This window comes from Neobacillus sp. PS3-40, assembly GCF_030915485.1.
Lineage (GTDB): Bacteria > Bacillota > Bacilli > Bacillales > Cytobacillaceae > JAUZPL01.
In genome coordinates this window covers 3861605-3884945 of sequence record NZ_CP133266.1, presented here as the reverse complement: position 1 = coordinate 3884945, position 23341 = coordinate 3861605, and the positions used below count along the sequence as shown (strand labels likewise).

Below are 23341 nucleotides of genomic sequence, written 5' to 3'. Positions count from 1 at the left end.
GCATTTGCTTTTGTTCATTTTAATAAAGTAATGTAATATAATAGTAAATTATTTACACCCTTAGGAGGACAATACTATGCAGGATTTCGTTTTTCACAATAGCACCAAGTTACTTTTTGGTAAAGATAAAGAGCAATTAGTAGGACAAGAGTCTGTTGTTTATGGCAAAAAACTTCTTTTGCATTATGGGGGAGGAAGCATCAAAAGTAGTGGTTTATATGACAGAGTAGTTCAGTCATTACTTGAGGAAGGGATTGAGCTTTTTGAGTTGGGTGGAGTAAAGCCCAATCCAAGAGTTAGCCTTGTTCGTGAAGGAATTGAACTTTGTAAGGACAAGAACATCGACCTTATTCTTGCAGTTGGAGGAGGAAGTGTGATTGATTCAGCAAAGGCAATTGCAGCCGGTGCCAAATATGATGGTGATGTATGGGATTTCTATGATGGAAACGCTGAAGTAATGGACAGTTTACCGATTGGCGTTGTGTTGACCATACCTGCTGCAGGTAGCGAATCTAGTGAAGGATCGGTTATCACAAATGAGGATGGGTGGTTTAAGAGAGCGACAGGTCATACTTCATTGCGACCAAGATTTGCTATCTTGAATCCAGTTCTTACCTATACATTACCTACATATCAAACAGCTTGTGGCATTACGGATATGATTGCACATATTTTAGAAAGATATTTTACAAACGAAAAGAACGTCGAATTAACGGATCGATTATGTGAAGCGGCATTAAAAACAATTATCAATAATGCGCATACCGCACTTGAAAATCCAACTAATTATGATGCACGTGCAGAGATTATGTGGTCAGGAACGATCGCCCACAATGACTTGTTAGGAACGGGAAGAATTGGCGATTGGGGAAGCCACGATATTGAACATGAGCTAAGCGGCATTTATGATATTGCACATGGTGCCGGATTAGCGATTGTATTCCCAGCATGGATGAGGTACGTTTACAAACATGATGTAAATAGATTTGTTCAATTTGCAAATAGAGTTTGGGATGTAGAAATTGATTTAAACAACTTAGAAAAGACAGCATTAGCTGGTATCAAGAAAACAGAACAATTCTTTAACTCTATAGGGATGCCAGTTACATTGAAGGAAGCCAACATTGGTCAAGAGCACTTTGAACAAATGGCTAAAAAAGGAACTGAACGAGGACCATTGGGTAATTTTGTTAAGTTATATAAAGATGATGTCGTTCAAATTTTAAATTTAGCTAAATAAAGTGTTTAAACCTCGTTCATATTTGAGCGGGGTTTTATTCTTTATTACCTCCAAATATTACATTCCCCTTTTTATAAACAAAGTTTCAATATAATATTTTAATTTTCAAAAAAATACTCTATAGTTAACGTATCTGTTGGTAATTTGATTAATTAGATAAAAAGATTTATAGCTTTTGTATGAAGAAACGGGACGGATCTACCCACAAATGAAGGAGAACCTCGAATTCGTAGTGCAAACGGAAGCCACGAATTAGTGATGATCCGCTTCACTCACGTCGGCATATTATATTGGCTTAGGTAATTGACTAAGATCATTCTTCATTTTAATTGATGGCGAGTAACAGCTTGTATATCACGAAAAATTAATAAAGGAGAAAAAATTTGAAAAAATTATATACTTTTTTAATTTGGATGTTGGCTTTATCTTCCATTATTATTTCTGGAGTAGTGTTGTGGTTCTTTAACAATTCTTTTCCCGTTCATGAAGCAAAAGCTTATAAATCAATTGATGTAAAAGATCTCAGCAATCGGAATCATTCGCTTACTTATAAATCATATAAATATTCCCTTCATCTTGCTGCCATTGGTGATGTTCTAATTCATGATACTGTCTACAATGATGCTAAAACAAAGAATCATTATGATTTCAAACCAATGTTCTCTCAAGTAAACTATCTTCTTCGACAACCAGATATTACAATTGCAAATCAAGAATCAATGGCAGGTGGTACCGAATTAGGTTTATCCTCATATCCTTGTTTTAATAGCCCACATGAAATTGCTGATGCACTTAAAGATGCAGGGGTGGATATTATTTCAATTGCGAATAACCATTCAATTGATCGAGGTGAAAAAGGAATCTTAAGTGCAACAAATTATTATCGTAAAATTAATCTCCCTTATGAAGGTGCGTACAGAAGTATGCAAGATAAAGAACAAGTTAGAGTTATTTCAAAAAATGGGATTAAAGTTGGCTTTATCGCCTACACATATGGAACAAATGGGATTCGTGTACCTAATGGAAAGAGTTATTTAGTTAATTTAATAGATGAAGTGAAAATTAAAAAAGATATAGAACATATTAAACCACTTTGTGATGTTGTTGTTGTCAGTATGCATTGGGGAATTGAATATCAGCGTTTTCCATCAGTTGTTCAAAAAGAATTGGCCGTAAAAATTGCAAACGATGGCGCAGATATTATCATAGGACATCACCCACATGTCCTTCAACCTATGCAATGGATTACAAGAAAGGATGGGAAGAAGAGTTTTGTTGCCTATTCATTAGGAAACTTTTTGTCAGGGCAAATAAAAGATTTCAAAGATATTGGTGGAGTCTTAAATATCGAGATTGTGAAAGAATCAAAGGATAACAAAGTAAACATTTCATTGCAAAATCCCCATTTCACACCAACATATGTTTCAAGTCTACATCAACGTCACTATAGGGTCATCCCTCTTTCCAATGCTTCAACAGTTGGATTGACAAATATGAATGCTGTTAATAATGAAATCAACAAACATATGAATCAATGGCTTGCAACCGCAAATTAATTTGTGAAAAATAACCAATAAATCACCAAACCTTCCTAATGTGTAATGTAGGAAGGTTTTTTGGCATGTGCATTTCGTGTAAGCATGAAATATTTGTGGCAATTGCAAAATGGACTCCTTAATATGGACAAAGTTCTAAACTTTCATATATTTCACTACATACAATGAAAATATTAATCAACGAAAAAAAGAGAGAACATTTTTAGGAATAAACCAATCAACCCGAAAAATATATGTTTTCAAGATTTAAGGATGACACTCCTAGAATTTGAAGTCCAGTTTATTCGGAACACGTATTATCCCTATTTATAAAATTAGCTCAGAAAGGAAAATTTTATGAATAAACACGCTGCTCTGTGGATTTCACGTTTTACAGTGCTATCCTTATATAAAAAAACAATAGTCCCTGTTTTAGCAAATGAAAAGCGGATGAGTACATTATGGTGAATCTTAAGGTTAATAGGTATTTATTTTCACTTACTGAAGCAAGAAAAGTTGAAGTTCAAGCTGATATGGGAGAGAACGTTGATTTAAGTCAACTAAAGTTTCTATTTGGAGGGAAGAGCCTTTCTGAATGGAAAAAATGGACAAGTGGAACAACTTTTAACGGAGATCCCTTTATTACGTTAATTGAGAAACCTCATTTTGTTGAAGGAACAACGATTGTCAAGGCTACATTAGAGTTTGGTCTTCTTTTTAATAGATCGAGTCTAGCGAAGAGTACGATTCGAACTCAATATCAAAAGTATATCGGATATTATGAATTGGCTATGATCGACCCGCAAAATCAGATTACAGCTGCAACTACCGTCAAACTAAATGTATATGACGAATTCCTATTTTATCATCAACTAAAAACAGTAATCGACCAAATATTTGAACAAGCAAACAAAAAAAATGATCGTTACCTAGAATACCAAAGTCTTGGCAAGTCTGTACAAGGGAGAGACCTTCACTTTGTTATTTTAGCAAGAGATAAAACTGCGGTTGACAAATATTTAAACGAAACGCTGCCGACAGCGCTAGAAGATCCTACAAGCTTATTAGAGAAACTGACGAACGGAACGATGGGTAATTACCAGGTTCCAATTTGGTTTAACAATATTCATCCAGATGAAGTTGAAGGTGCAGATGCTCAAGTTGAATTATTGAAGAAATTTGCACTCGGGGATGTAGTAACATTTAAAACAGTTAAAAATGATCAAGAAAGAACCGTAACTCTGAATGTGGATGAGGTTCTTGAAAATGTCATTTTTCTATTTATGTTTACAAATAATCCTGATGGAAGAGTGACAAATACTAGAAGAAATTCAAATGGCTTTGACTTAAATCGTGACAACCATTTTCAAACACAAGTTGAAACACGTCTTGTGACTCAGGAAATTGCAAAATGGACACCCCTGTCTTTTCTTGATATGCATGGTTATATAAGTGGATTCTTAATTGAGCCGACCACTCCCCCTCACAATCCAAACTATGAATATGATTTACTTTACAACAATATGATTGAACAGGCTCATTCAATGGGCCAAGCAGGTTTAGGCAACTCTGATTTTAATTCCTACTTAATTCCAGCACTAGATTACAAGGATGGTTGGGACGATATGTCTCCTGGCTATACACCCATGTATGCAATGCTGCACGGTTCGTTAGGTCATACAATAGAGATTCCAGCATTAAGTCAAAATGGTTTTCGTGCGATGGTGGGCATTGGGTTGGGTGCTGTCCTTTTTGTAACAGAAAATAAGGATACATTGTATAAGAATCAACTAGAAATCTTTAAACGCGGCGTGAATGGCGAAGATAATCGCGCAGTTGACAAGTATCTTGTAAATGCTTCAGGAGATGCGATTGGACGAATAAGAGGAGAAAATAAAAATTTCTTTCCCGACTACTATTTGATACCATTTCATAAAAACCAACAAAAAAATAATCTGGAAGCACATCGAATGATACAATATTTTCTTCGTAATGGAGTGAAGGTCAAACAAACAACGAAATATATGAAAATAAACGGCAGAATGTATCCTAAAGGAACTTTTATCATTCCTATGAATCAGGCAAAACGCGGTGTTGTCAATGCAATGCTCTATAAGGGCGACAATGTTTCTGACTGGGGAGCAATGTACGACCCAATTGTAGTAAATTTCCCTGATCTGAGAGGATTTACTATAACTGAAATTCGTAATGCTGTTGCTTTTGATCAATACCTTATTGAAATAAAAAGTGTAATGACTCCAACAGGAAAAGTAATCCCAAATGTCCCTAAACAAGTATTGTCCAATACCAATAATGACACAATCAAACTAGTAATAACGCTTATTATGAATGGAGCAGTTGTAGAGAAAGCAATGGAAACAAAAGGTGGAGTAACTAAAGGCGACTTTATTGTAAAAACAAACGATTTACAAGCTTTTGGTAACAGCTATTATTTCGAAGCTAAATCTTTAGATACTTCTAATTTGATAAAGACCGAGCCATTAAAGCTACCAAAAGTTGCTGTAAATGGATCCTCTCATTTGAAATATTCGGTAAAAGAGCTTGGATTTGACCTGGTCAAACAAGAGAATGCTGATGTGATTGTTAGCGATAGTAGTAGCTTGATTGTAAGTTATTTGTCTGGAAAATCATATGTTGGAATTGGATTAGCCGCATTAACTGCTGTGAAAAATAGAGGATTGCTCTTTGGGTATAATTTTGTTTACACAAGAAATGGCCATGAGGGCCTAGTGAAAGCAAAAATCAAGGACCATGTGCTGACTTCTGGTTACAAGACCAATGAGCTTCTTTATACAACTTCAGGGGCATGGATTACTTCTGTACCTGTAGGAGCTGAAATATTAGCTTCCTTCAGTGATAGTGATGATTTCTATGTAGCTGGATGGTGGCCTGGACATGAAGAAGCGAAGGGACAAATTCTTGCCTTTACCCATTCCTTTAATAATACTACAATTACCCTTTTTGCCAATGACCTTGCCTTTGGAGCACACACACAATACAACTATCGCTTCTTAGCAAATAGCATATTTGATTCGGTAAGCTCTTAGATTGAAAAGAAAAGCACTTCTAAAGTGAAGGATAAAGAAGTAAAGACTCTCTATAATAGAATAGAAAAATCTTTTTTTGAAATTGGTAGAGACCAAGATTAACAAATACGTGATTAATGGACTTTCCTGTAAAAGAAGTACAATTCATGGGCTTTTGTTTTACAACTCTAACCTAATGCGTTTACCTAGGATTGCTCGATTATTTTTCAAAATGAAAAAGTGAAAAAGTGAAAGTGGGTATTCGCTTATATTCCTTACTTTGAATTTTAAATATGTGGGGATACCATGAGTGGCTTTCACGGTATTTGCGTAGGTTGATTGTTTACCGAATAGAAATGCATAGTTATAACCCGGGGTGTCCAAAAATTCCTGTACACCCTCCAACTAACCTTTTATTTAAGGAAAATTCGGTCCAAAAAGACAGATGAATCTTCATTTTTCAGACAATTTTCACATATCACTAATACCATTGAATCTGTTTCTTTCTCCATTTCACCATTTTCTTTTCCGCAAATTCTACATACTTCTTCCATATATATCACTCCTTAAAATACTAATATTCATATTTTTCCCCTATTTCCACTTTTTTAACTCGTCTTTTAAAAAAATGGTTCTGTTAAACTTCATTGTTGTTTTTCATTATGATTGGGGAACACGACATAAGATCCTTTATTTTAGAAAAGGCTCTATTAAATATTTATGTTGATATTTGAATAAAACGAACTGTTGTTCTAAAACGAATATATAAACAAGGGAAAAATAAGTGATTTCGAGTGGCATTAACAGACAGTATTGTTTAACAGTGCCATTTTTAAAGTAGCAATAACGGCAATCATTACTCAAGTAATCCGAGAAACCAACGAAAATAAAATAAGCGGAGATTTTTCGGTTAAATGCAGAATGGAGCTCGTTTCGGGATGAATAAGCGAAGGTTTTCCGGTTACGGAATGCAAAGTCCTCCATTTTCGCAGTTTTTGAGTCAATAGGCGGAAACTCTCCGTCTAATTAAGCTCTTTTTAAATCAATTTTCTAATTAAGAGGAATTTTTCCGTCTATTTAGAATTCGGACAGGTATCAAATATCAATATTTACCTTTAACCCAGCCAAAAAAATAAAAAGCCCAATGCAAGCAATGGACTTTTCATTTAATAATTATAGTTTTATATTAATCGTTCAAATGAAACGGGACAGTCGAAACTACAACATCTTTTCTCTTTAAAAGTAGGGTACGAATACGGAAAGCTGATTGATTGTGCAATAGGTGATGCCACCATTTATGAGTAATAAATTCTGGTAATAACACAGTTATTTTCTTTTCCACACCATAACGATGCTCTACACGTCCTATAAATTCTACTAATGGCTTTACTAATGTACGATAACGTGAAACGACCACGACTAATCGAACACCCGGATTCCACTGTTCCCACCTTTCTTCCATTTTTTTAGCATCCTCAGGAGAAAAGGCAACGTAAAAGGCTACAATATTGGGGGTGAGAGATTTTGCATATGCAATGGTTGATAATACAACTTTATGAATACCTGCAACAGGAACAATAATAATTGTTTCTGTAATGGGTATAGGTTCAGTTAATTCCACTCTTAATTGCTTACCTACATTTTCATAGTGTTTGCTAATATTTGTGATGAACCATAATAACAAAGGCGATATAACTATTACAATCCAGGCTCCTTCTTCAAATTTCGTGATGCAAAAAATAATAACGACACAAAAAGTGACAATAGCACCAACACTATTAATAATCACTTTCCGTTGCCATCCTTCTGACTTCTCTCTGCGCCACTTCAAAACAAGACCTAATTGTGCCATTGTAAAGGATAGGAAAACACCAATAGCATACAATGGTATTAATGCATCGGTTCTGCCACGGAAAACAATGAGTAAAATACTTGCTAAAATTCCTAAAGTAATGATTCCATAGTTAAAAGCTAACCGATCACCCCGATTGCTAAACATTCGAGGCATATTTTTATCTTGTGCCATGATGGAAGCTAAAATTGGAAATCCATTAAAACTTGTATTTGCTGCTAGTGTTAGAATAGCCATCGTTGCAAACTGAATAATATAATAAAATCCTCCCCGCCCAAAGGCATCTTCTGCAACCATAGATAAAACTGATTTGGATCCAGTTGGGTCTGGATGGATATCGTAAGCTCTTGAAAGCACTGTTACACCACCAAAAATCAAAGCTAATAAAATTCCCAATGTTAGCATAGTTCGTTTTGCATTTTTTAGAGAGGGGCTCCTAAAATGCGGTACAGCATTTGAAATAGCTTCAATTCCTGTAACAGCTGAACAACCAGAAGAAAATGCCTTTAATAAAACAAACAAAGTCAAGCCAGCTGGTAATCCTGTGGGAATGGATAGATGATGAATTGCATGACCTGAGCCAGTTATCCAATCAAAAAGTCCTTTTCCAACAAGGGTTAACATACAAAAAATAAATAAGTAGGTAGGTAAAGCAAATACGTTTCCAGATTCAGATGTTCCTCTTAAATTCATCCAGACCATAAACCAAGTAAGGATTAATGCAATGGGAACAACATATGGAACAGCAGCATGATATGCTGAAGTAATGGCCATAACACCTGCTGAAATGGAAACGGCAACCGTTAACGTATAGTCAATAAGAAGGGAAACACCGGCTAGACGCCCCAGATCATTCCTAAGTTTTCTTTGGCAACCATATAGGCTCCGCCGCCCTGTGGATAGGCATCAATCACTTGTCTGTAACTAATAATTAGAATCGTAATTAATAAAATAATTGCGATAGCAATAGGGATAGAAAAAGAGAATGCAAAAGCCCCAACCGTTGCAAGTTCTAATAAAATCATTTCGGTTCCATATGCCACCGAAGAAAGAGCATCCGATGAAAGAATCGGTAATGCTTTCCACATTGGCATTTTTTCGGATTCTGCTTCGCTTGATTTTAATGGGCGACCCAGAACAAGCCTTTTTATTTGTTGAGAAGTCATTTTCTTTCCTCCGTAAAAAAATTGTATTCTAGAGTTATTTTTTAAAAATTTATTTCTGTAAATCCTTTGCTTTGCAAATGAATGTTATGTTCTGTATTGATCAAATTTAAAAATTTTATAATATCATTTTGATTTTCACATACTTGTATATGTTCTATCCAAATGGAATACCGTTTTTTTGTATGCAAGTAAGGATCATGGGATAATTTGTGCTTAATTTTAAAACATACCATCCTATTTCCAAATCGCACCGAAAATTCGATATCTCATTGTATGAATATCAACGTATCCTTTCTGTACCCCAAAATAAGTCGGGATAGTGCTCTCTAAATAAAAAATTTCATTGCTAATATTCAGATAAGAAGATTGACTCATTGGTAGTTCCCCCAAAAAACACGTTTTGAACGAGTATTTTAATCAATAAATTTATTTTTTCCCCATTATTTATTTGACTTAACCCGATTAAATCCAAAAAATCCAAAATGTTATTTTTTAAATAGTTAGGTTACACCCAAAACATCCATATGGCACACTTTCTTCTATATTCCTTCTTTCTTTATAGACATAATAAAAAGACCATCTTTTTAATCAAGCTGCCCTTTTGCTGAAAAACAAAAAAGGCCCCTGAAATTAGGCGGTCTTTAGACCTCCCTCGCTTTAGCCGACGAAGTTAGCTGACGGGTAGGATGGCGAAAGAGTTTCATCCCTTCTACAACTTGTAGAATTAACCCCAAAAAATTGGTTCCTCCGTTCCCTTTACGGGATTAGACAGTATAAAATTATTTCCTTGTGGATGATATTACTCCGAAGGAAATAATTTGTAAAGATTTTTTTACCTTTTTCTTATTGAACAAACTCCCGTTAGCTTAATAAGAATACCACGTTATAAATTTAACTCTTCCTTGTGGTTTTCAATAAATTCGTCTTTCGTTAATCCGAATAAAATAAAATCCATATACTTCCCATTTATATAAACAGCCTGTCGACGCACACCTTCTTGTATACACCCCAGTTTTTTCAACATCTTAGCTGAAGCTTCATTTCCTTCAAGAACATAGTCATTGAATTTATTAAGCCTTCGTTCAAGGAATGCATACCTTAATAGAATCTTCATCGCTCTGGTACCATAACCCTTACCACGGTTTTCCTTATCAATTACAATTCCAATACTAAACGTTCCATTTCTCTCATCGATACTACTTAAATTAATTTCACCTATGCTTTTACCTACAAAATCTTCAATAATAAACATTATTCTTCCCTTTGATGAAGAAAAATCAGCATTTTCCTCTGCAAATTTTTTCGAACCTGTAATAGTAGGTGGTAGCTCAGTAGAGCATAGTAAAAGACGACGTGCAGAAGTATCAAACTGTCCAATATATTCTCTTTCCCAATCGTCTGGATGCATCGAACGTAGTCTAACTTTATCGTCTTGCCAAAAATAGTTACTATAATCAATTTTTAATATTTTATCTTCCAACAATGTCTCCCCCTAATTATTGTATAATAAATTAATTTTAACCAAATACAGAACAAAAGTTAGGTTATAAATTAAAATTTAGAATTAGTTTATTAAATTCCTGACCTTCAACCCCAATTCCATTTTGAAAAAATGTAATGATTATATTTCTTATCATATCTACGTAAAAAATTAATCTAGCCCCTTTATTAAATCCAAAAATCTTCTTCAACTACCTCCCGTTAGATTAAGTGGAAATCATCACAATTTACAATTTCTTTACACTTGTTATTCCACAATCTAGCCCTTTACATAAAGAAAGAGCACAATTCTTGCTGCAGAATTGCGCCTGAATGTTGAATAGCAAAAAATAGAAAAGAGATGCCTAATTGTTCCTTTGTTATTAAACTAACGGACAGTTAGAGCAATAAGATCATAAATTTATCACAAATACTTTTTAAATAATACTCTATCTTGATTTGGACCATCATAGTTTGTATGTACAGTAACACCATCTACAACTTTATCTCCTGTTTCAATTTCGAATTTCATTTTTGTATGATAGTCAATTGAAACTTTATTGACAGGTGAAGTTACACAACGAACAACACAAGCACCTTTTTGTTTTACGGCACAAAAAAATTCATTGTAGAGTTGTTTTCCTATTTTCTGCTTTCTATATTCTGGATGTACTCCTACAAAATGAATATATGCCTCTTCAGCCTTAGATTGAGATAAAAAACCAATTAGAAATCCTATGATTTGTCCATCTTTTTCTGCAATAAAACTTGTATTTCTAAAATACTCAAAAAATAACTTAGGTAACATTTCAGCCATTTGCCTACCTCCCCACCAATCGTTTAGTAATGGTGAGATTATGTAGTAATCTGAACCTTCAACTGAACGAATTATCATATTTAGTACCTCCTTAATGATTAATTTTGTAATAATATCCCATCAAAAAAGCCTTTTCTACCTAATTTGTTGATTGAAAATATTTATCGAATGGAAATTCTTTTTTATAAGACTATCGGCTATTTGTTTTACTACACTTGCTTCACGAAGTTCATCAACATTAAAGTTTAGCAGATCAAGTACCTTAAACCATCCACTGTCTATAATTTCTTCTTCAAGATTTAATGAACCTCCCGTAATCTCTCCAGTAAAATGGAACAGTATAACTTGGTTACCCGCACTACTAATGAAATTATAAATGCCAGTTGTGCTAATAAGTTCAACGTCTAATCCTGTTTCCTCTTTTACTTCCCTGCAAGCTGCATTAAGAATATCTTCTTTATACTCAATTCTTCCGCTAGGGAAATTCCACTTATTTGCTGCACTTGGTTTATTTTCTTTAATCATTAAAACTTCATCATCTTTGATTATTGAGACACTAACTACTAAAACAATCCCATTTTGAGCCATTTTTTCTCCTTTGTAATTTTAATTGAAGTTTTTATTCATACTATTTTTTCCCTTTTTTTAATTATTCTCCTTTTTAAACTTGTATCCTTTACCTGAATAAGAAAATACGTGTTCCTGTGCTTACGGAAGGTACTCAGATTCTAGTTTTTATATGTAATGTTGTTCAACAGTCTGGCCCTTAAATGTAAAAAGTGCGCTATCCTTGTTATGAAAGCGCCTATTTGAGGAAGATAATTGCTTGTTCTTATGAACTCAAGTCGTCGTTAGTTCCATTTGTGCGTTTAGATAAATTTCCTGAATAAAGGATTCCTTTTTTATTTAAATTATCCCATATTTTTTTAATGCGAATTAAAGAAATTAAAATTGCAGCTGAAGTTACTGCCTAACACAAAAGTACCTCCCTCCCTGAATTTCTGGAGTGAGGTACTTTTTCATTCAAATAGTAGTCTACATATTAAGATATCTTCGAAACAAAAGGTTTCACAATAGCATCCTTATATTCCAAACTTTTGAAGCCTTTTATAAAAAGTACTTCTTGGGACTTCCAGTAATTTTGAGGCTGCCGTTACATTTCCTTTTGTCTTTTTTAAAGCATCCAGCATTAAATCCCTTTGTATTTTCTCACGTGCTTTTAATTTCTTTTCAACCTCTTCTTTATTTTCCTGTTCGTTTGATGATGGGTCAGAAGGGTAATGAATCGTTAATAATTCAAATGAGTTTCCTAAAATGCCCTGGCCTGACTGGAGATCTGGAGACATAATATGCAATCGCTCCAGTATATTGATTAATTCTCTTATATTTCCTGGCCATTCATAGTTTTGCAACCTTGTCGATAAATGATCTATATTCGGGATGTTCCAGTTGTTTCTTAGACAGAAATACCGTACGAGATGGGGAATATCTTCTTTTCTTTTTCTTAAAGGAGGAACAAAGATCGGATAAACGTTCAAACGATAATATAAATCCTCACGAAAATTCCCTTTTTTTACAAGTTCAGTAATATCACGATGCGTTGCCGTGATAACACGCACATCTAAAGGGACTTCCTTCGTACTCCCAATTGGAGTAACTTTCCTTTCCTGAAGTACTCGCAATATAGCAACCTGCATCGCATGCGGGATTTCACCAATTTCATCTAGAAAAAGGCTACCCTTATGAGCCTGTTCAAATTTCCCTTTATATCCTTGCCGTCTAGCCCCAGTAAATGCCCCCTCAATATAGCCAAAAAGTTCACTTTCCATTAGCTCCTTCGGAATAGCACCGCAATTTAATGAGATAAATGGGCCGTTTTTTCGTGGGCTGTTGTCATGGATTGCTTGGGCAATCAGCTCTTTTCCTGAACCGGTTTCACCTGAAATAAACACCGTAGCATCTGTTGGAGCCACAAGTTTAACTTGGTTTAATGTGTTTTGAAAAGCCTCACTAGTTCCACACTCCCCTTTATATAAGAAGGGCTTAGCCGGATTGGAAGAGAGAAACAATGAATTCTGATTATATGAGGGTTCTTCTGATAAGAAATAGCAGCTTCCGATTATGCTATTGTCTTCCTTTGCATGGAGAGGCATTTCGATATCAATTTTGTACCTGTTATGTAAAATTTCATGCAGGTTCATTCCAATCGATAATGGACTCTTCATACAAACAGGTTTACTTGCAGATATGATTATTTGTTTTGGATTACATACAATAAAGAGGTGGTTTTGATAGGTTTCTGCTAAATGAGATGCTTGTTGAATAAGGGCAATTTCTTTTCTAAAGGACATCCTACTGATTTCTTTTTCAATAGCATAGGCAATCGAGGTAACCATTCCAAGCATAAAGGGATGAGCATTCTCGAGAGGGCATGATACATCAATCACTCCCATTAAAATTCCATTATTATCAATGATAGGAGTCGCGGAACAGCTCCAATGATGGGAAGCGACGGAATAATGCTCAGCGCCATTAATGAAAACAGGCTCTTTTGTTTGTAACGCCGTCCCAATTGCGTTTGTTCCTACCTCACCCTCGGTCCAACGTACCCCTTCGACAAAATTAATTCTGTGTGCATCCATAACCGTTTTTTTGTTTCCAGTTAACGATAAAACATATCCATCTGAATCAACCAGTAGTGCCATCATTCCGGAGTCCTTAATAGCCTGATCCGTCAAAAAAGGGGAAGCCAATTCGATAAGCAGTGAATTCTTATCCTTTTTTATTTGTAATTCCTTTTCTGATAATAAATGTAAGCCTTTATTTAAATATGGGTTTACACTTTCTTTTTTGCAGCGGTACCAGGATTCCAAAATTCGTTTGTTCAACCGTGATGTATCAAGAACATCTTCTTTGACAAAACGCTTCCAAGTATCTAAATAAATGGTAGAATTCATGGACCCCCCTCTAATCATGGCGAAATTTTACATATTGATTCGAGATAGATTACTTGTTTTGTTTATCCTATGAAAGAAATAAGAATGTTAGGAAGTAATTTTTCAAAAAGAGAATTTTTATCAATTATATAAAATTATGAATGCGCTTTCAATACACAATTGTGATTTTTAACAAAATTCAAAAAATAAACTTCGCGCAGGTAACGCGAAGTTTGACAAAATAATTTATTCTTCCTTTTTTAAACATGGACAGCATGACCAATTGCACTTAACAATGCTTCATGGACTGCTTCTGACAGGCTCGGATGTGCAGCAATAAAATGATCCATTACGTCCATTGTTAACTCAGCATGAAGCATGACAGTTCCTTGGCCAATCAATTCTGTAGCATGGTGCCCGACAATGGAAACGCCCAGGATTTCCCCAAATTCCGGTTCAATTATCACCTTTACTTTTCCGTTCCGTTCATTAGCAATCAGCGCCTTCCCATTTGCGGAAAATGGAAATTCACCTATCCTGATATCAGTAAATTGCTCTCTTGCTTGCTTTTCCGTCAAACCTACGCCGGCGATTTCAGGCGACGTATAAATACAGCGTGGAACAGCACGATAATTTACCTGAGTATCGATCCCGCAAGCATTTAAAGCTGCCACTGTTCCTTCATGGAAGGCTACATGGGCAAGCTGAATACCACCGACTACATCTCCACATGCATATATAGTAGGAATGTTCGTTTGCATTTGATTATTAACTCGAATTCCTTGTCTAGAAAAATCAACCCCTGCATTCTCAAGACCCAAGTTGTTCACTCTTGGCTTACGACCAATCGAAATGAGGACTAAATCTGCTTGTTCCTCATGCAAGCCTTTATCATTTTCAAAAATCACTTTCTTTTGAACTGAATCCAAATCTTTTAACGCGGTGGAAGGATAAATCGTTACACCATCGTTTTCAAACTGCTTATGTAAGATTGCTGCTACATCTTCATCTTCACCTGGTAGCAGCTGATCCGTCATCTCGACGATGGTTACTTTAGTTCCTAGTCTGCTAAAAATACTAGCAAACTCGCACCCTATCACACCTCCACCGATAATTAGTAAAGAGGTCGGGATCGATTGAAGCGACATCGCTTGACCACTATGAATGACCCAATTGCCATCAAACGGAGCAAATGGCAATTGGACAGGTTCTGAGCCTGTTGCAATGATTACTTTGTCTGCTGTTATCTCTTCTTCTTTTCCATCATTCTTAACCCTTATAACATGACTCGTTATGAAAGTTGCCTCTCCTTTTACTACTTTAACTTTATTTTTCCTCATTAAATAGTGAATCCCTTGAACTAGGGTCGAAACAATCCTATTTTTACGATGCTGGACGATGTTCCAATCAATTTCTATTCGACCAGATGGTAAACGAATACCAAACTCACTGGCATGGTTAAGCTGGCTGAACATTCCTGCACTCTCTAAGAGTGATTTAGTTGGCATACACCCTTCATTTAAGCACGTACCACCAAGTGGACCTTGGTCAATAATTGTCACGTCATATCCCTGCTGGGCTGCAGTAATTGCAGCCACATATCCAGAAGGACCACCGCCAATAATTGCGATCGATGCCAAATAATTCCCTTCTTTCTATAAAAGCATGGTTATTGGCTTTTCTAAATACTGTTTAACCTTTTGTAAAAATGCAGCAGCAGGGGCTCCATCAATTACACGGTGATCAAAGGTCAGACTAAGCGGCAAGATGCTTCTTCTTTCTAGCTTTTCACCCATATAGGTTGGGGTATCATAGACAGCGCCAACACCAAGAATTCCTGTTTCAGGTGGATTTAAGACTGGTGTAAAGTATTCGACGCCGTAGCCACCCAGATTACTAATCGTAAATGTGGATCCTTGCATTTCTTCATTGTTTAGCTGCCCTTGTTTTGCCTTTTGTGCCATTACTTTAAGGCTTCGAGACAAATCAATCAGCGTACACTTATCTGCATTTACTATAACTGGAACAACTAAGCCTTTTTCTAGAGCAACGGCTATACCTAGATGTACAGATTTGAATAAATGAATTTTATCCTCGATTAAAGCACTATTCATTTGCTGATGCTGTTGAAGTGAAATCACAACAGCTCGAGCGATATAGTCAGTCACCGTTAATTTATTATCATAACGATTTTGTACCGTTTCCGCCGTTTGCTTTTGTAAAGCAATCAAGTCTGTTACATCTACCTTAATGTTTATCGTTAGCTGGGCCGTATTTTGCAAACTATCAAACATACGTCTTGCTATAACCTTTCGGATTCCACTGACTGTGATCTGCTGAGTTTCTTCAAGCGGTTTTACTGGTGTTTCATCTATTTCTTTCTTCTGTTCAGTTTGAAGCGTGCGTGAATTCTTTAAAGCTTCCTGCACATCTTCTTTAGTAATTCTTCCACCAGGTCCTGTTCCTTGAATTTTATCGATATCAAGGTTGCCAGCCTCAGCCATCTTTCTTGCTACTGGGGAAATTTTAACTCTGTCCTCTGCTGTTTTCGTTGGTAAAATTGTCTCTGTCTTTTCCTTTTTAGCAGCTTCATTATCCACAACAGATTTTTGTACTTGAGTGGCCTGCCCAGAAACTATTTTTTCACCTGGACTCCCGATATAACAAATAACGGTTCCAGGTGGGACCCCTTCCCCCTCAGGAACAGTTATTTGCAATAACGTTCCCTCAGCTGGAGACTCCACATCAATTTCAATTTTCTCTGAATTAACACTTGCAATCGGTTCTCCTTTTCCAACTTGATCCCCGACTTCCTTATTCCAAATAGAAACAGTGCCTTCTTTCATAGCCATTCCGAGCTTTGGCATCATTACTTCAACTGCCATGTCTCTCACTCCTTCCGACTCATTTGCTTACACTTCTAGTCGTGCACCTACTAGTTCTGTTACCACACTGACCACTGTCTCTGCTTTAGGAAGATATATATCCTCCAGCGCTGGAGAGAACGGTACTGGAGTGTGCGGTGCCGTGATACGTTTGATTGGTGCATCAAGATAATCGAATCCTTTATCTGCAACAAGAGCTGCGATATCAGTAGCAATACTACATCTTGGATTCGCTTCATCAATTATGATTAGACGGTTCGTTTTTGCTACAGACGAAAGAATGGCTCCTTCATCTAATGGTGACAAGCTGCGAGGATCAACTACTTCCACTTCAATCCCTTTTTTAGAAAGCTGTTCAGCTGCTTCTAAAGCGGTATGCACTTGTTTACCAATCGCAACAATCGTCACGTCAGATCCATCCCGCTTGATATCTGCTTTGCCTAATGGAATCGTATAATATTCTTCTGGAACATCACCTATCATATTATAAAGTGTCTTATCTTCGAAAAAGATGACTGGATCATTATCTTCGATTGCAGCAAGCAATAATCCCTTTGCTTCATAAGGTGTGGACGGAACGACCACCTTCACACCTGGGATCGCAGTAAACAATGCATATAAACTTTGAGAATGCTGGGCAGCCGCTCTAAATCCAGCGCCGTGCATTGTCCTAATCGTGACTGGAACCTGTGCTTTGCCTCCAAACATATACCGAAACTTTGCCCCCTGATTTAATACCTCATCTAAGCAGCTTCCAATAAAGTCGTTAAACATTAACTCAGCAATTGGCCTTAGCCCTGTTGATGCAGCCGCCATTGCAGCACCCATATACCCAGCTTCAGTAATCGGTGTATCTAAAATTCGCTCACGGCCAAATTCCTGCACAAGCCCTTTCGTAACCCCCAGTACTCCTCCCCATGCATCCTCGCCCTGTAAGTGTTCAATTTCAGCCCCACCTGCTACGTCTTCGCCCAGTAGAATGACATTTTCATCCTTACGCATTGCGAGTTTCATAGCCTCATTTATAGCAGCTGACATACTTAATTTTCTAGTCATAATCGATTCCTCCTTAAAATTTGCTAACCAGAATTTATTTTAAAAATTTGAGTGAGTAAATTCTGGTTGCACCTCGTGAGCCCCCTCTTGAGGCTGTTTTCTAGTTATTAATAGGACACATATACATCGGTTAACAAATCAGTTGCATCTGGATACGGACTCTCTTCACTAAACTTAACCGCTTGATTAACTGCTTCTTCAACTGATTCCTCTAAATCGATTAATTCTTTTTCAGCAAGTAGCTGCTCGCTTACTAAATAATTTCTATATAGACGAATCGCATCTTTTTCTAGCTTATGCTCTGCCTTTTCTTGTTCTGGTTTGTATTTTTGGGCGTCTCCTTCAAAGTGGCCATAATTCCGGTAGGTAATACACTCAATTAGGGTTGGACCTTCTCCACGACGCGCTCTTAGAATGGCCTCTTCTGCAGCCTGGTAGACAGCTAATACATCCTTGCCATCAACCTTGATAGCTGGGATATTATAGCCAATCGCACGATCTACAATGGAATTACAACTGGATGCGTAGGAAAATGGTGTAGATTCTCCATACCCGTTATTTTCAGCAACAAAAATGACTGGAAGCTTCCAAATAGCAGCTAGATTAACTCCTTCATGGAAAGTCCCATGGTTTTGTGCACCATCGCCAAAATAGCAAACGCTTACATTTTCCGTCTTTTTATACTTTGCTGTTAAAGCAGAACCGCATGCAAGCGGAAAGCCCCCACCGACAATTCCATTAGCACCAAGCATACCTTTGTCAAGATCTGCTATATGCATCGATCCGCCCTTACCTCGACATAATCCTGTGACTTTACCATAAATTTCAGCCATCATTCCGTTTAAATCGCAGCCTTTGGCAATGCAATGACCATGTCCTCGATGAGTACTTACAATAGTATCTTTATCCGTTAAATGGGCAGAAACACCCACAGCTACAGCTTCTTCCCCAGCATATAAATGAACAAACCCTGGTAGGATTCCTTGTGCAAATAACTCATGAACCCTATCCTCAAAAATACGGATTTCTAACATTTTTTGATACATCCATTGTGCTTTTTCCTTTGTTAAAGCTACATCTTTGCTTTCCAACGTTCTCATTATTTCAGCCTCCCTACCTAAATTTTCTTTCATCTTTTATTGATGCAAGAACCGTGCCAATATCGAAAGTTAATAGTAGCAATATTTCGAATTTTACCAATGGCACAAAAAAGAGACAAAATGAGACTGTTGTCTCGTTTTGTCTCTTTTTGTTTACCATCCCATAATTAGGTAGTAGCAATCTTTTTTACTTTCTATTACAAATTAGTGCTACACATGCCCACACGATAAATGTAGTGCAATTGAGACTGTTCCAATCTATCTATTACACGATCATTTTCCAACTTGATAAAGCTAACCAGTTTTCCCGTTGTTCATAATCGGGTAGTATTTTACCAACAAGACGCCAAAAGGATCGATCGTGATTCAGATGGACCATATGGCACATTTCATGAACGACAACGTAGTCGATCACCTCAAGTGGAGCCATCGCTAGCTTCCAATTGAATGTTAATTGTCGCATTGAATCACAGGTTCCCCAATTACTCTTATTATCAGAAATACGTATAGATCGTGGTTTTACTTTAAAGTTGCTTTGATAAAATTGAATACGCCTCTCTACGAACGCCTTACACTGCTGATAATAAAACCGTTTTAAGGCTTGTTTTATTCTTTCCTCATCATGATCTTTAACATATATGTGTAACTTATTCCCTTCTAACACAACTTTGTCTTTCTTGATATCTGTATCTTGAGAGATCAGAATGGAAATAGCGTTTCCTAAATAAAGAAAGCTTCCACCTTGGTCATAAACTCTCTCCTTGTGCCCAGCAGTTCTATCCTTCATTTCTTTTATTCTTTGTTGGATTAAAGTCCATTTTTCCTCTAACAATTGAAAGACAAATTCTTCAGATGTCCCTTTAGGAACCTGCACTTCAACATTTCCATAAAGATCTATATAAATGCCCATGGTTGTACGATTCTTGTAAATAATATCAAAGCTGATAGTCTCACCCGAAAATGTATGTATCATTTAATCACCTAGCGTTTCCGTTATTTTCATTTTGCATTAATGCCTAATATAATATAACCCTATTAGAATCAAAAAAACTTAAATAATAAGGTGGCAGACGGTAAATTGCACGTAGTCTTTTTAAGCAGTTGTAGAAGCAATGGGGACGGTTCTTACGATTCGTTTCCGTAATTTTCTGATAATATTAGAGTGAAAATAAGCTAGCATCTATAGATGGATATGGCAGTTAAAAAATACCACAAAGAAAACATACTTTTAGTTTTCTTTATAACTTTTTGGTCTTGAGCTTTAAATAAGCCATGGCGTTAATGATTTCGTTCTTTGCTTGGTTTATTTCACGAAATTTATTATGATGAGATTCGATAGGATTTTAGTTATATTAAAAGAATATTCTGGAAAGTAACCATAGGAACCGTCCCCGTGGTCTTCCTCAACCCACTAGATTTAATTAAGCGGGCCAGAACTTTCTTTTATAGAATCATATTCGTTGCTTTTGCCTTTTCTGCTGTTCGTTGTAATGTCTTTCTTAAAGGATTTTTAAAAACCAGCGCTACAACAAAGCTCATACCCACAAAATTAAGTGTTTTATATGGCAGCAATCTTTCGCGATTCCTCTATTTCTGCTTTTGAAGCGAAACGAATATCTCCTCTTTGAAATGCTTTGGTTATTTCATGGAAGTCATTTTCTTCAGTTACTAAAAATACCGTTTGAGTAGGATGAGGGTTTTTCTTTAAACAAAGATATTTTCCTAAGAGTGAATCATGAAAAAAAGCTTTAGCTCATTGCCTGCTTTTCGCTTTATAGACCATTCCAGATAAAATCAAAAATCCACCTAAACTAAACCCAATACTCTTTTTCATTTGTACCACTCTCCGTATATCTAAATTTCTTCCAGGCATCACACTTTCTACATTTATATTTATATACTGCTGAAACTATTTTAGAATTATTATTTATTAAAAAAGAGTGACTTTTAAGACATCCTAGAAATTATTAACAGCAAATCTCCTTATCCCTTGTACGCTTTCCGTAATTCCGCAAGATCAAATTTCTTCATTTTAAGAAATGCTTTCGTTACGCGTGCAAGTTGCTCAGGTCTGCCATTTCTCATCATTTCGTCCATCTCACTAGGCGCAATCTGCCAAGATATGCCAAACTGATCTTTCAACCACCCGCATTGCTCGGCTTCAGGAACCGCAGATAGCTTTTCCCAGAAGAAATCAATCTCTTCTTGTGTATCGCAATATACCATAAATGAGATTGCCTCGTTAAAACTGAATTTATGTTCATGTGCGCTATCCATTGCAGCGAACCACTGATTTTCCAAGCTAAAATCAGAGAACATGATGGTCCCTTCTTTGTCAGGATCCATCCCTTTAGGATAGCGGGCAATATGTCCCTGCTTAGCGTTCTTAAATACTGCTAAATAAAACTGAATTGCCTCTTCTGCATTGCCACATTGATCACCGACAAACAAAAGTGACGGCACTATAGCTGGCCGCTCTTCGCCTTCTGGATTAGTTAGCATTAACTGCCAGGACAAACCATATTTATCTTGAATCCAGCCATATTTCTCACTGAATGGATACTTATCAAGTGGCATTAACACTGTGCCACCTTCGGACAATTTGTTCCAAACCCCGTTTATTTTTTCTCCTGCATCTTTTTCTCGTGACGGATCAAAATTAACGATAAAAGAAACCGACGGATTAAACTTGAAGTAAGGCCCCGCGCTAATTGCCATGAACTTCTGTCCCCAAAGCTCAAAAGTGACAATATCGGAATTGCCTGAAGGTGTGTCTTGGATTGTTGTTAAATCCGTAATTTTTGAATTAGGGAATATGGAAGCATAAAACTCAGCTGCTTCTTTTGCCTCCTTGTCATACCATAAATGCGGAATGATTTTTTGATTTATTTTTGACATAGGGTCCTCCTTCATTTTCTGACTACTATAAACAGCATCTATTCAAGGCTTAATGTTGATGCATATGAATAAGAGATTGGTTCTTTAACAGATCTCTCTCAATATCAATTAAGTTGACGACATTGGGATTAGATCCCTTTTTCCAAATTATTTGAATCAGTTAATTGTCAAAATGATCCCGATGGGAATAATCACTTGTATCAGTAGTGTCATACACTATTTTTGACCAAGTATTTCCTTTACTTCCTCATCCCCAAGATCAGTCATCATTGCAATTTCTATTGGAGCCTTACCTTTTTCCGACATCTTTCGAACTAGCTTAGTAATTACCTTTTTTATTCCTTCATCTTGAGCTTAACATGATATAAAATATTTTATTTAACATTATCGAATACTGAAGTAGTTTCTTAGAGCACATCTAGCAAGTCAGAAGTTATTTTGGTTGAATCCTTTACTTCTAGATGAATCTACATTTTTATTGATCTTGTTGCATAAAAAGTTGGGATATTGAATTCATGAAGTCTACCCGATCCGTTTGTATCTTGAAATATATCTGTAAGTACGAAACCCGCTTGTAATTGTCCCCCTATCTGTTCTTCAATGGTGTGTGAAAATTGGATTCCCCAATCATTTTTTATTGATTCCTTATACAGATGCTCATCCTTCAATGGATTAAATGGAAGTTTACGGGTTACCATTGTTTCTTCATCATTAAAAATATAATTCACACCATTATCAAGTCCTGCCAAAAGGATTCCTCCTTTTTTCAACACCCTGTAACATTCTTTCCAAATAGGAAGAACATCTTCAACATAACAGTTGGAAACTGGATGAAAAATCACGTCAAAGGATTCATCCCCAAACGGCAACGGTTTTGTCATATCTGCTCTAACCGTTTTGATCTCATAATTTTCTCTTTTGGCTACTTCTTTTTCACTCAACAATTGCTTTTCTGAATAATCTAGTACTGTACATTTTGCACCTAATGCTGAAAAAATAGGTATTTGTTGACCACCGCCACAAGCTAAACCTAGTATTTCAGCATTCCTCATTTCGAAAAACCATTCCTTAGGTACTGGTTTGGTTGGGGTTAATACCACACACCACTCATTATTTTTAGCTTTTTCAAAAATTTCATGACTAATTGGTTTCCCCCACATCCATCCTTCATCAACCCACTTATCAATAGTTTTGGCGTTCATTTCTGTATATTTCTTATCCAAATAAAACCCTCCTCAATTCTAGCCTTGCATTGTCTGTTGTTTAAAGATAGAGTAATAAATCTCCTAAAGCTTTTACCAATAAATATAGATAACTTCTACATCCTCAC

At 36.2% G+C, this 23341-nt stretch carries 16 protein-coding genes, 1 pseudogene and 1 riboswitch; of the genes and pseudogenes, 3 read left to right on the top strand and 14 right to left on the bottom strand.

Annotated features, from left to right (window positions below; genetic code table 11):
- The first annotated feature begins 76 nt into the window (after positions 1 to 76).
- The 3 genes from RCG20_RS18950 (at position 77) to RCG20_RS18940 (ending at position 5843) form a co-directional block, all read left to right on the top strand.
- Complete coding sequence (locus RCG20_RS18950; RefSeq protein WP_308181692.1) at positions 77 to 1240, top strand: iron-containing alcohol dehydrogenase; 1164 nt, start codon at positions 77 to 79, stop codon at positions 1238 to 1240.
- Positions 1241 to 1623: 383 nt separating this feature from the next.
- Positions 1624 to 2796, top strand: a complete 1173-nt coding sequence (locus tag RCG20_RS18945; protein ID WP_308181691.1) for a CapA family protein — start codon at positions 1624 to 1626, stop codon at positions 2794 to 2796.
- A 440-nt stretch (positions 2797 to 3236) separates the two neighbouring features.
- Positions 3237 to 5843 carry a M14 family metallopeptidase gene (locus tag RCG20_RS18940; protein ID WP_308181690.1) on the top strand — a complete coding sequence of 869 codons (2607 nt, stop codon included), beginning with the start codon at positions 3237 to 3239 and terminating at the stop codon, positions 5841 to 5843.
- Between the two features lie 392 nt (positions 5844 to 6235).
- Here RCG20_RS18940 and RCG20_RS18935 read toward each other — a convergent pair whose 3' ends face one another.
- The 14 genes and pseudogenes from RCG20_RS18935 to RCG20_RS18870 form a co-directional block, all read right to left on the bottom strand.
- Positions 6236 to 6376: a hypothetical protein gene (locus RCG20_RS18935; RefSeq protein WP_308181689.1), complete on the bottom strand. Its 141-nt coding sequence runs from the start codon at positions 6374 to 6376 to the stop codon at positions 6236 to 6238.
- Positions 6377 to 7008: 632 nt separating this feature from the next.
- A pseudogene (locus tag RCG20_RS18930) lies at positions 7009 to 8840 on the bottom strand (APC family permease).
- A 234-nt stretch (positions 8841 to 9074) separates the two neighbouring features.
- Positions 9075 to 9215, bottom strand: coding sequence for a hypothetical protein (locus RCG20_RS18925; RefSeq protein ID WP_308181688.1), 141 nt, complete (start codon positions 9213 to 9215; stop codon positions 9075 to 9077).
- A gap of 269 nt (positions 9216 to 9484) precedes the next feature.
- Positions 9485 to 9621: riboswitch (cyclic di-AMP (ydaO/yuaA leader) on the bottom strand.
- Positions 9622 to 9723: 102 nt separating this feature from the next.
- The gene (locus RCG20_RS18920) at positions 9724 to 10320 is read right to left on the bottom strand and encodes a GNAT family N-acetyltransferase (RefSeq protein WP_308181687.1); all 597 of its coding nucleotides are present in this window, start codon (positions 10318 to 10320) and stop codon (positions 9724 to 9726) included.
- Between the two features lie 423 nt (positions 10321 to 10743).
- A complete protein-coding gene (locus RCG20_RS18915) occupies positions 10744 to 11214 on the bottom strand; it encodes a GNAT family N-acetyltransferase (protein ID WP_308181686.1) in 471 nt (156 codons plus the stop codon).
- Positions 11215 to 11271: 57 nt separating this feature from the next.
- Entirely contained in the window at positions 11272 to 11724 is a 453-nt protein-coding gene (locus tag RCG20_RS18910) for an NUDIX hydrolase (protein WP_308181685.1), read from the bottom strand.
- A gap of 494 nt (positions 11725 to 12218) precedes the next feature.
- The gene (locus RCG20_RS18905) at positions 12219 to 14093 is read right to left on the bottom strand and encodes a sigma-54-dependent Fis family transcriptional regulator (RefSeq protein WP_308181684.1); all 1875 of its coding nucleotides are present in this window, start codon (positions 14091 to 14093) and stop codon (positions 12219 to 12221) included.
- A gap of 239 nt (positions 14094 to 14332) precedes the next feature.
- Complete coding sequence (gene lpdA, locus RCG20_RS18900) at positions 14333 to 15712, bottom strand: dihydrolipoyl dehydrogenase (RefSeq protein ID WP_308181683.1); 1380 nt, start codon at positions 15710 to 15712, stop codon at positions 14333 to 14335.
- 15 nt (positions 15713 to 15727) lie between these two features.
- Entirely contained in the window at positions 15728 to 16957 is a 1230-nt protein-coding gene (locus RCG20_RS18895) for a dihydrolipoamide acetyltransferase family protein (protein ID WP_308181682.1), read from the bottom strand.
- Between the two features lie 27 nt (positions 16958 to 16984).
- On the bottom strand, positions 16985 to 18013 hold the full coding sequence (locus RCG20_RS18890) for an alpha-ketoacid dehydrogenase subunit beta (RefSeq protein WP_308181681.1): 1029 nt from the start codon (positions 18011 to 18013) through the stop codon (positions 16985 to 16987).
- A 107-nt stretch (positions 18014 to 18120) separates the two neighbouring features.
- Positions 18121 to 19113 (bottom strand): thiamine pyrophosphate-dependent dehydrogenase E1 component subunit alpha, encoded by a 993-nt coding sequence (locus tag RCG20_RS18885; protein ID WP_308181679.1) that lies wholly within the window; start codon positions 19111 to 19113, stop codon positions 18121 to 18123.
- 265 nt (positions 19114 to 19378) lie between these two features.
- On the bottom strand, positions 19379 to 20086 hold the full coding sequence (locus tag RCG20_RS18880) for a M48 family metallopeptidase (RefSeq protein WP_308181678.1): 708 nt from the start codon (positions 20084 to 20086) through the stop codon (positions 19379 to 19381).
- Positions 20087 to 21096: 1010 nt separating this feature from the next.
- Complete coding sequence (locus tag RCG20_RS18875) at positions 21097 to 22011, bottom strand: VOC family protein (protein ID WP_308181676.1); 915 nt, start codon at positions 22009 to 22011, stop codon at positions 21097 to 21099.
- Positions 22012 to 22478: 467 nt separating this feature from the next.
- Positions 22479 to 23234 carry a class I SAM-dependent methyltransferase gene (locus RCG20_RS18870; protein ID WP_308181675.1) on the bottom strand — a complete coding sequence of 252 codons (756 nt, stop codon included), beginning with the start codon at positions 23232 to 23234 and terminating at the stop codon, positions 22479 to 22481.
- Between the last annotated feature and the right edge of the window lie 107 nt (positions 23235 to 23341).

Excerpts from the sequence above, each read along its gene's own strand:
- RCG20_RS18950 (WP_308181692.1), top strand. The coding sequence starts at position 77 with ATGCAGGATTTCGTTTTTCACAATAGCACCAAGTTACTTTTTGGTAAA.
- RCG20_RS18940 (WP_308181690.1), top strand. The coding sequence starts at position 3,237 with ATGGTGAATCTTAAGGTTAATAGGTATTTATTTTCACTTACTGAAGCA.
- RCG20_RS18935 (WP_308181689.1), bottom strand. The coding sequence starts at position 6,376 with ATGGAAGAAGTATGTAGAATTTGCGGAAAAGAAAATGGTGAAATGGAG.
- RCG20_RS18925 (WP_308181688.1), bottom strand. The coding sequence starts at position 9,215 with ATGAGTCAATCTTCTTATCTGAATATTAGCAATGAAATTTTTTATTTA.
- RCG20_RS18915 (WP_308181686.1), bottom strand. The coding sequence starts at position 11,214 with ATGATAATTCGTTCAGTTGAAGGTTCAGATTACTACATAATCTCACCA.
- RCG20_RS18910 (WP_308181685.1), bottom strand. The coding sequence starts at position 11,724 with ATGGCTCAAAATGGGATTGTTTTAGTAGTTAGTGTCTCAATAATCAAA.
- RCG20_RS18905 (WP_308181684.1), bottom strand. The coding sequence starts at position 14,093 with ATGAATTCTACCATTTATTTAGATACTTGGAAGCGTTTTGTCAAAGAA.
- RCG20_RS18895 (WP_308181682.1), bottom strand. The coding sequence starts at position 16,957 with ATGGCAGTTGAAGTAATGATGCCAAAGCTCGGAATGGCTATGAAAGAA.
- RCG20_RS18890 (WP_308181681.1), bottom strand. The coding sequence starts at position 18,013 with ATGACTAGAAAATTAAGTATGTCAGCTGCTATAAATGAGGCTATGAAA.
- RCG20_RS18885 (WP_308181679.1), bottom strand. The coding sequence starts at position 19,113 with ATGAGAACGTTGGAAAGCAAAGATGTAGCTTTAACAAAGGAAAAAGCA.
- RCG20_RS18880 (WP_308181678.1), bottom strand. The coding sequence starts at position 20,086 with ATGATACATACATTTTCGGGTGAGACTATCAGCTTTGATATTATTTAC.
- RCG20_RS18875 (WP_308181676.1), bottom strand. The coding sequence starts at position 22,011 with ATGTCAAAAATAAATCAAAAAATCATTCCGCATTTATGGTATGACAAG.